The 10,111-nt window shown below is 44.3% G+C and carries 7 protein-coding genes; 4 read left to right on the forward strand and 3 right to left on the reverse strand.

What is annotated here, in order from left to right; all coding sequences use genetic code 11:
- Nucleotides 1-4 precede the first annotated feature (4 nt).
- The 3 genes from phnE to phnD form a co-directional block, all read right to left on the reverse strand.
- The gene (gene phnE, locus AB4384_RS09855) at nt 5-859 is read right to left on the reverse strand and encodes a phosphonate ABC transporter, permease protein PhnE (protein ID WP_240698126.1); all 855 of its coding nucleotides are present in this window, start codon (nt 857-859) and stop codon (nt 5-7) included.
- Nucleotides 856-1,674 (reverse strand): phosphonate ABC transporter ATP-binding protein, encoded by an 819-nt coding sequence (phnC, locus tag AB4384_RS09860; protein ID WP_102320520.1) that lies wholly within the window; start codon nt 1,672-1,674, stop codon nt 856-858. Before phnC ends, phnE begins: the two co-directional genes overlap by 4 nt.
- A 143-nt stretch (nt 1,675-1,817) precedes the next feature.
- Nucleotides 1,818-2,774 (reverse strand): phosphate/phosphite/phosphonate ABC transporter substrate-binding protein, encoded by a 957-nt coding sequence (gene phnD / locus AB4384_RS09865; RefSeq protein ID WP_102320521.1) that lies wholly within the window; start codon nt 2,772-2,774, stop codon nt 1,818-1,820.
- A 266-nt stretch (nt 2,775-3,040) separates the two neighbouring features.
- On the opposite strand from phnD, the gene AB4384_RS09870 reads away from it, so the two are divergent.
- The 4 genes from AB4384_RS09870 to AB4384_RS09885 all read left to right on the forward strand — a co-directional run bounded on the left by AB4384_RS09870 (nt 3,041) and on the right by AB4384_RS09885 (nt 9,985).
- On the forward strand, nt 3,041-3,760 hold the full coding sequence (locus AB4384_RS09870) for a FadR/GntR family transcriptional regulator (protein WP_017069949.1): 720 nt from the start codon (nt 3,041-3,043) through the stop codon (nt 3,758-3,760).
- 726 nt (nt 3,761-4,486) lie between these two features.
- Complete coding sequence (locus tag AB4384_RS09875; RefSeq protein ID WP_102320522.1) at nt 4,487-6,265, forward strand: sodium:solute symporter family transporter; 1,779 nt, start codon at nt 4,487-4,489, stop codon at nt 6,263-6,265.
- Nucleotides 6,266-6,483: 218 nt separating this feature from the next.
- Nucleotides 6,484-8,562 carry a DUF4962 domain-containing protein gene (locus AB4384_RS09880; RefSeq protein WP_102320523.1) on the forward strand — a complete coding sequence of 693 codons (2,079 nt, stop codon included), beginning with the start codon at nt 6,484-6,486 and terminating at the stop codon, nt 8,560-8,562.
- A gap of 541 nt (nt 8,563-9,103) precedes the next feature.
- A complete protein-coding gene (locus AB4384_RS09885) occupies nt 9,104-9,985 on the forward strand; it encodes an NAD(P)-dependent oxidoreductase (RefSeq protein WP_004733521.1) in 882 nt (293 codons plus the stop codon).
- The last annotated feature ends 126 nt before the right edge of the window (nt 9,986-10,111 follow it).

Consider the following 10,111-nt stretch of genomic DNA (forward strand, 5'->3'; position numbering starts at 1 on the left):
TTCCTTACTGCACATGCTTGCGGATAATGGTCGATAGGTATTCACACAACATCACAATCACAATAATAATCAATAGAATAGCGGCCGCTGCACTGTATTCGTAACGGTCCATTGCGGTGTTCAATGTAGCACCGATACCCCCTGCGCCAACAATGCCAATTACCGCTGACTCTCGGAAGTTGATGTCGAGTCGGTACATCGAAAGCCCGATAAAGCGTGGCATTACCTGCGCTTGAATCGCATAGTTCACTTGTTGTAACCAACTTGCGCCAGTTGCGCGCATTGCGGTGAGTGGTGCTGGGTCGATGGCTTCAATTTCATCGGCAAACAATTTCGCGAGAAAGCCGATGGTTGCGAAGGTCAGCGTGACAAAACCCGCAAACGTACCAAAGCCAAACAGAGCCACACACAGAATCGCAACGATGATCTCTTGTAAGCTACGAGCGATCGAAATAAACGCACGGCAGAATAGATAAACGGGAGTAGGGGCAAGGTTTTTGGCTGCGCCTAATCCGAATGGGATTGAAAGAAGGACACCCGCCACGGTTGATGTCAGGGTCATGGTTAAACTCTCAATCAAACCTTGTGAGATGTTGTTCCATCGGCCACCAAAATCTGGGTTCATGAAAGCCAAAATGAACTGCCAGCCGCGTTCGCTGCCTTCGTAAATTCGAGTCCAGTTGACGTGTACCGATTGAGTCGCAAGGTACAAGTAAACCGCGACAATGATGATTAAGCTCCAGCGTAACCATGGGCTAGAAATCAGTGGCGGCTTTGTCCACTGTGTCGGGTATTGTTTGGAATTCTGTTTTCCTGACTTTAAATGCTGCTGAACTTGATTTGGATATGGTTGAGTCATATTGTTGCCTCAGACAGGCGAGGACTTGTGATGATGAGGTCATCGGCCTCTTCTTCTGCTTGTTGACTCCAGTCTTCTTCACCGTAGATTTGCGTTAAAACATATTCAGTGAGCAGGTTTGGTTTGTCATCAAATACGACACAACCTGCATTTAAGCCGACAACACGGTCAACAAACTGCTTTGCTAATTGAACATCGTGAATATTGATGATGGCAGGGAGCTGTTGCTCTGAACAAATCTCACTGATCAGTCGCATGATTTGGCGCGCTGTACGTGGATCAAGTGCGGCCGTTGGTTCATCAATCAACAGTAATTTCGGTTTCTGAGCAAGTGCACGTGCAATACCAACACGTTGACGCTGACCACCCGACAGAGCATCGGCCCTTTTATTGGCGTGTTCTAACAACCCAACACGGTCGAGTAGCGCATAAGCGGCTTGGATATCCGATTCAGGGAAACGACGAGTAAAGCTCTGCCAGAAGTTCACGTAACCCAAACGCCCTGAAAGTACGTTTTCCATCACCGTTAAACGCTCAATCAGCGCGTACTCTTGGAAAATCATCCCGATTTCACGGCGTGATTGTCTCAGTTGTCGCTTAGACAGCGTTTCTAGATTGGTATTGGAAAAGATCACTTCGCCGCTGGTGGGCTCGGTGAGCCGATTAATACAACGGATAAGCGTTGATTTACCCGCACCAGATGGACCAATTAAACCAACCACTTCACCGGCATTGACCGACAAGCTAACGTTGGTAAGGGCTTTATCAGAACTGGAGTAGTGCTTGGTAAGCCCTTTAAGGGTAAGAGTAGACATAGAATTCCTATAAGAGCGGTGTACTAAGAGTTCGCCTGAGACAGGCATGGAAAGTAAACCGGAAAGAGTGGTGAATAACTGCAGGCGATTACACCTGCAGTTAGTTTTATCAGTGTGTGATTGGCTTTTTAGTTCGGTTGAACTTAGCTACACGTATAAGAGACTTTGTTTGCCGTATCGATAGTGCGGATCACTTCCCAGTGCTCTTTGTAAGTAATAGGAACGAACTGCGCTTCGCCGTTACGTTTAAATTCTTCTTGAAGCTTTGTGCCTTCCCAATCGAAAGTGAAGAACGCTTTTTGAATCTTCTCTTGCAGCTCTGGCGTCAGGTTGTGCGCTGTGCCGTAAGCGGTCGTCGGGAAGGTTTGAGATTTGTAGATGCTCTTGATTTGGTCTTCTTTCACAACATCCCGTGAAAGCATGCGGTTCAATACTGAGTTAGCAACTGCTGCAGCATCGTAATCTTTGTGCGCCACACCCAAAATAGAGTTGTCGTGTGCGCCAGAGAATGCTGGTTTGAAATCTCGATCAGGTTGAAGCTGGTATTCAGCGTCCAAAATAGCAGAAGGTGCTTTGAAGCCAGAGTTAGACGTTTGTGATGTGAACGCTAGGTTCTTATCTTTTAGGTCTTCCACTTTCTCAATGCCAGAACCAGGGTAAGTGATGATTTCCATTTCGTAACCGAAAGAGCCATCTTCTGCAGCCATCATTGTGAATGGGGCAAAGCCTGCACAGTTAACCGCTAGTGGTGTAGAACCTGTGTTGAAACCTGCGATATGTAGGCGACCTGAACGCATTGCTTCAATTTGAGCTGCGTTATTTTGAACAGGGAAGAAACGAACCGTCTTTTCCGTTGTTTTTTCAAGGTGGCTCAAAAACTCGCTCCACACATCAGCGTATACTGCAGGATCTTCAACTGGCGTATAAGCAAAAATTAGCGTGTTTGGGTCAACCCATTGCGATTCATCTTGAGGAACATCAGCAACCAAGTTGCCAGAGCGATCTTCGTATCGTGTATCCATTGCTAATGCAGAACCAGAAAAAATCAGCGCAGCAGTAATAGCGCTCTTAAGCGTGAGGTTTGTTTTTGTCGGTTTCATTATTTCAGTCCAATTGAGTGATTTCTTGGGAAGGGAGTATAGAAATCGAGGATGACAGAACCGATGCATTTTGATGACGGATTTATGAATGGTGTAACATAATGTTTCTAGCTGTATGGAGTTAGATGCTTTATAAGTGCTTGATTAATTGAGTAAATTAATAGAGCGCGACTCGTTGCTAATTTACTCAATTGGCGCTAGGTTGAAATCCTGTTATAGTAATCCTTAAATAATACATAAACATAACATATAAAATAAGTGAACTTATGGTTAGCACTTTTAATTCAATCTCGGGCTCGAAGCGCAGCCTGCACGTGCAAGTAGCGCGTGAAATCGCTCGTGGAATCTTGTCTGGTGAACTGCCACAAGGTTCTATTATTCCTGGTGAAATGGCGCTGTGTGAACAGTTTGGTATCAGTCGTACGGCACTTCGTGAAGCAGTTAAACTACTGACTTCTAAAGGCCTGTTAGAGTCCCGCCCGAAAATCGGTACTCGTGTAGTGGATCGCGCATACTGGAACTTTCTTGATCCTCAACTGATTGAATGGATGGATGGTCTAACCGACATAGACCAATTCTGTTCTCAGTTTTTAGGCCTTCGCCGTGCGATTGAACCAGAAGCGTGTGCATTAGCTGCAAAATTTGCGACTGCTGAGCAACGTATCGAGCTTTCAGAGATCTTCCAGAAGATGGTAGAAGTGGATGCTGCTGAAGTATTTGACCAAGAAAGTTGGACAAACATCGACATTCGTTTCCACAGCTTGATCTTCAATGCAACAGGTAACGATTTCTACCTGCCATTCGGCAATATTCTGACGACCATGTTCGTTAACTTCATCGTGCACTCTTCTGAAGAGGGCAGCACATGTATCAATGAACACCGTAGAATCTATGAAGCGATTATGGCTGGCGACAGTGAAAAAGCTCGTACAATGTCAGCGGCTCACTTGCAAGATGCTAACCACCGTTTAGCCACTGCAAGCTAAACACGGTTTTCAACTTCATTTGAACCAGTCAAAAAGGTATGCCAAGTGCATGCTTTTTTGTTTTTAGAAAGCGTGTTGCACCATGTGTGGCACTGTTTTGGTTCATCCTCGCTTAACTCCTTCTTAAGCCAGTTCCTTCTTGTATACGCCTAGCGGTCGTTCTCTTTACCATCATAATAAAAATAATATTACGCTCGATATTCGTTTTTAGACACTCTCGACCCCCAAATAATTATGCGTCATCCATGATTTTTCATTTTTGTATATTTTGAATCTACCATCGTTTGAACTGGATATGCCTCTTCTATATTGATTAATTTAAGTAGAATTCTAATGAAATTATCCACTCTCAATAGATAAAAAACACTGGTTTATTGTGTGATAAATGAGAGTGATTTAGCTCTGATTTGGCTTTTATTATTTTTGAGGATTTTATATTTATATGTGTTTGGTTGTATTTGTTAATAAGTGTGCAAAGTCTCACTTTTTTTTAAGTCTTTGATTTTAATAGGTGTGGTGTTCTTTGTCCTTGGTTTTTTGAGTTTTTACCTCAAACACCAGTAATTGCCTTAATGGATTGGCCATATTCCATCCTATGTCATATATATAATTAACTTAATCAATCAAAATAAGATCGCCATCACTTATTTGGATTATTGTACTACAAATAAAGTTTGAGATTTCCTATAGTCCTCGTAACAAAATACAACGGACAAAGGATACACGATGGAACTCAACACGATTATTGTCGGCATTTATTTCCTATTCTTGATTGCGATAGGTTGGATGTTTAGAACATTTACAAGTACCACCAGTGACTACTTCCGCGGGGGCGGTAACATGTTGTGGTGGATGGTTGGTGCAACCGCCTTTATGACCCAGTTTAGTGCATGGACATTCACCGGTGCGGCAGGTAAAGCGTATAACGATGGTTTTGCAGTAGCGGTTATCTTCATAGCTAACGCATTTGGTTACTTCATGAACTTCGCATACTTTGCTCCAAAGTTCCGTCAACTACGTGTAGTAACGGTAATCGAAGCAATTCGTATGCGTTTCGGTGCGACTAACGAACAAGTGTTCACTTGGTCTTCAATGCCAAACAGTGTTGTTTCTGCCGGTGTATGGTTAAACGCACTAGCAATCATCGCTTCTGGTATCTTCGGTTTCGACATGACAGCAACTATCTGGATTACCGGTTTGGTTGTATTGGCAATGTCTGTAACGGGCGGCTCATGGGCGGTAATCGCATCTGACTTTATGCAGATGGTTATCATCATGGCAGTAACCGTGACATGTGCAGTTGTTGCTGTTGTTCAAGGTGGCGGTGTTGGTGAAATCGTGAATAACTTCCCTGTAGCGGAAGGCGGTTCTTTCCTTTCTGGTAACAACATTAACTACTTAAGCATCTTCAGCATTTGGGCATTCTTCATCTTCGTGAAGCAGTTCTCTATTACTAACAACATGCTTAACTCTTACCGTTACCTAGCGGCTAAAGACTCAAAGAACGCGAAGAAAGCGGCGCTACTAGCGTGTGTGCTAATGCTTTGTGGTGTATTCATCTGGTTCATGCCTTCTTGGTACATTGCAGGTCAAGGTGTCGACCTAGCAGCAGCTTACCCAGAAGCAGGTAAGAAAGCGGGTGACTTTGCTTACCTATACTTTGTACAAGAATACATGCCAGCAGGTATGGTCGGCCTTCTAGTTGCGGCGATGTTTGCAGCGACAATGTCGTCAATGGATTCTGGTCTAAACCGTAACTCAGGTATCTTTGTTAAGAACTTCTATGAACCAATCGTTCGTAAAGGTACGGCTAGCGAAAAAGAACTAGTAACGGTTTCTAAGATTACTTCTGCCGTGTTTGGTATTGCTATCATCCTTATTGCACAGTTCATCAACTCGCTTAAAGGTTTGAGCCTGTTCGATACCATGATGTATGTAGGCGCACTTATCGGCTTCCCAATGACAATTCCTGCATTCCTTGGCTTCTTTATTAAGAAGACTCCAGACTGGGCTGGTTGGGGTACGCTAGTGGTTGGTGGTTTTGTTTCTTACTACGTGGGTTTCGTTGTTAACGCTGAAATGGTGTCTTCAATCTTCGGTCTAGAAGAGCTAACAAGCCGTGAATGGTCTGATGTTAAGGTTGCTATCGGTCTGATTGCTCACATTACGCTGACAGGTGGTTTCTTCATCCTATCAACTCTGTTCTACAAGCCATTAACTGAGAAGCGTCAAGCAGACGTTGATAAGTTCTTCGGTAACCTGTCTACTCCATTAGTTGCGGAGTCAGCAGAACAGAAAGTACTGGATAACAAACAGCGTGAAATGCTTGGTAAACTGATTGCGGTAGCGGGTGTCGGTATCATGCTAATGGCTCTACTCACTAACCCAATGTGGGGACGTCTAGTCTTCATACTTTGTGGTGTGATTGTTGGTGGTGTTGGTGTGCTATTGGTTAAAGCGGTCGATGACGGCGGCAAGCAAGCGAAAGCAGTAACTGAAAGCTAATACATAGAAAACGATTATAATAGAATGCGACGACTCGAAAGGGCGTCGCATTTTTTGTTCTGCGACACGGAAAAACTGTCAGGTGGAAGATATCTGACCTAAATCACGAAAACTGTACAAAATGGTTCAATCGAATCGAAATATATTCAATTGTCCTACAATAAGACGTATATTGTTGCTAATTCCTTTCAACCAACTTGAAAAATAAGTGAGTTAGAATGAGCGACCAAAAATCTCTTGATGCAATCAGGAAGATGAAGCTGGAGAATGATACTTCAGCAGGTAATCTTGTAGACCTACTCCCTATCGAAGTACAGAAACGTGACTTCGACCTATCATTCCTAGACAACTTGAGCGAAGCACGTCCACGTCTTCTTGTTCAAGCAGATCAGTTAGAAGAATTCAAAGCGAAAGTGAAAGCTGATGAAGCTCACTGCATGTTTGATGATTTCTACAATAACTCGACAGTTAAGTTCGTTGAGACTGCTCCTTTCGAAGAGCCTCAAGCGTACCCAGCTGACACGGTAGGCAAAGCTTCTCTATGGCGTCCTTACTGGCGTCAAATGTACGTTGATTGCCAAATGGCACTAAACGCGACACGTAACCTAGCAATTGCTGGTGTTGTGAAAGAAGACGAAGCGCTAATTGCTAAAGCAAAAGCTTGGACTCTAAAACTGTCTACGTACGATCCAGAAGGCGTGACTTCTCGTGGCTATAACGATGAAGCGGCTTTCCGTGTTATCGCGGCTATGGCTTGGGGTTACGACTGGCTACACGGCTACTTCACAGATGAAGAACGTCAGCAAGTTCAAGATGCTTTGATTGAGCGTCTAGACGAAATCATGCACCACCTGAAAGTGACGGTTGATCTATTGAACAACCCACTGAACAGCCACGGTGTTCGTTCTATCTCTTCTGCTATCATCCCAACGTGTATCGCGCTTTACCACGATCACCCGAAAGCAGGCGAGTACATTGCATACGCACTAGAATACTACGCAGTACACTACCCACCATGGGGCGGTGTAGACGGCGGTTGGGCTGAAGGTCCTGACTACTGGAACACGCAAACTGCATTCCTAGGCGAAGCATTCGATCTATTGAAAGCATACTGTGGCGTAGACATGTTTAACAAAACATTCTACGAAAACACAGGTGATTTCCCGCTTTACTGCATGCCTGTTCACTCTAAGCGCGCGAGCTTCTGTGACCAGTCTTCAATCGGTGATTTCCCAGGTCTAAAACTGGCTTACAACATCAAGCATTACGCAGGTGTTAACCAGAAGCCTGAGTATGTTTGGTACTACAACCAACTGAAAGGCCGTGATACTGAAGCACACACCAAATTCTACAACTTCGGTTGGTGGGACTTCGGTTACGATGATCTTCGCTTTAACTTCCTTTGGGATGCACCTGAAGAGAAAGCACCATCGAATGACCCACTGTTGAAAGTATTCCCAATCACGGGTTGGGCTGCATTCCACAACAAGATGACTGAGCGTGATAACCATATTCACATGGTATTCAAATGTTCTCCGTTTGGCTCAATCAGCCACTCTCACGGTGACCAAAACGCATTCACGTTGCATGCATTCGGTGAAACGCTAGCGTCAATCACTGGCTACTACGGTGGTTTCGGTGTTGATATGCACACGAAATGGCGTCGTCAAACGTTCTCTAAGAACCTTCCACTATTTGGCGGTAAAGGTCAGTATGGCGAGAACAAGAATACAGGCTACGAAAACCATCAAGATCGCTTCTGTATCGAAGCGGGCGGCAACATCTCTGATTTCGACACTGAATCTGATGTGAAGATGGTTGAAGGTGATGCGACAGCGTCTTACAAGTACTTCGTTCCTGAAATTGAATCTTACAAGCGTAAGGTCTGGTTTGTTCAAGGTAAAGTATTCGTAATGCAAGACAAGGCAACGCTTTCTGAAGAGAAAGACATGACTTGGCTAATGCATACAACTTTCGCAAACGACGTGGCAGACAAGTCTTTCACTATCCGTGGCGAAGTTGCGCACCTAGACGTAAACTTCATCAACGAGTCTGCTGATAACATCACGTCAGTTAAGAATGTTGAAGGTTTTGGCGAAGTTGACCCATACGAGTTCAAAGATCTTGAAATCCACCGTCACGTTGAAGTGGAATTCAAGCCATCGAAAGAGCACAACATCCTGACCCTTCTTGTTCCTAATAAGAACGAAGGCGAGCAAGTTGAAGTGTCTCACAAGCTTGAAGGTAACACGCTAATGCTAAATGTTGACGGTGAAACGGTTTCAATCGAACTGTAATTCGCTGAAGCAACAGAAGCTAGATACTAAAAACTCCGAGTGAAAGCTCGGAGTTTTTTTGTTTGCACAGAACAGGCAGTAGCCTACGAGGTGGGAAGAGGTTGCGTTGGTTAGTTAGAGGCTAAGTAGCAAGAGTGCCAGGCTTAGTAAGTGGCGACAAAACTTGGTTTAAAACCCGTGTTCAGTAAACCTTACTAAGGCTAGGGCAGTGACTGTCTTCCAATAATTTGTCAACTACTGACAGTGGGCAGCCTTAATCTTGTCTGAAAAAAGGGACTGCAGGTTAATAATCGTTATTGGAGTGGCTTATTCTCATTAATCGTATGACATTTAGAGTGCATTATTTCATCAATAGGTTATTTTTTGATTGGGATATCGCTCTTGTAAGTACAAAGCGTGACCATATTTTCTCGTAAAGTGAATCCCCGTCACAACTTGCGTCTAAGCATTGAAGGATTACCCTAAAACTATTGCGTAACGGAAAAGACGTCGTTATTATAATGACCATATAATCATACAATACTATATTTGGAGTTTGAACATGACTAAACCTGTAATCGGTTTCATTGGCCTAGGTCTTATGGGCGGCAACATGGTTGAAAACCTACAAAAGCGCGGCTACCACGTAAACGTAATGGATCTAAGCGCTGAAGCTGTTGCTCGCGTTACAGATCGCGGCAATGCGACTGCATTCACTTCTGCTAAAGAACTAGCTGCTGCAAGTGACATCGTTCAGTTTTGTCTTACAACTTCTGCTGTTGTTGAAAAAATCGTTTACGGCGAAGACGGCGTTCTAGCTGGCATCAAAGAAGGCGCAGTATTGGTAGACTTCGGTACTTCTATCCCTGCTTCTACTAAGAAAATCGGCGCAGCTCTAGCTGAAAAAGGCGCGGGCATGATCGACGCACCTCTAGGCCGTACTCCGGCACACGCTAAAGATGGTCTTCTGAACATCATGGCTGCTGGCGACATGGAAACTTTCAACAAAGTTAAACCTGTTCTTGAAGAGCAAGGCGAAAACGTATTCCACCTAGGTGCTCTAGGTTCTGGTCACGTTACTAAGCTTGTAAACAACTTCATGGGTATGACGACTGTTGCGACTATGTCTCAAGCTTTCGCTGTTGCTCAACGCGCTGGTGTTGATGGCCAACAACTGTTTGACATCATGTCTGCAGGTCCATCTAACTCACCATTCATGCAATTCTGTAAGTTCTACGCAGTAGACGGCGAAGAGAAGCTAGGTTTCTCTGTTGCTAACGCTAACAAAGATCTTGGTTACTTCCTTGCTCTTTGTGAAGAGCTAGGTACTGAGTCTCTAATTGCTCAAGGTACTGCAACTAGCCTACAAGCTGCTGTTGACGCAGGAATGGGTAACAACGACGTACCAGTAATCTTCGACTACTTCGCTAAACTAGAGAAGTAATCGACGTACGACCTCGCTAGGGTATTGCCTGTCTTTTTAGGCGGCGATACCTCAGCGAGGTTCGTTTTTATCTGCTATACCCAACCCTTTGTTCCCTCGTTAAACTCTTCTACTTCTACTTCTACT

This window comes from Vibrio sp. 10N.261.51.A4 (assembly GCF_041471945.1).
GTDB lineage: Bacteria > Pseudomonadota > Gammaproteobacteria > Enterobacterales > Vibrionaceae > Vibrio > Vibrio crassostreae_C.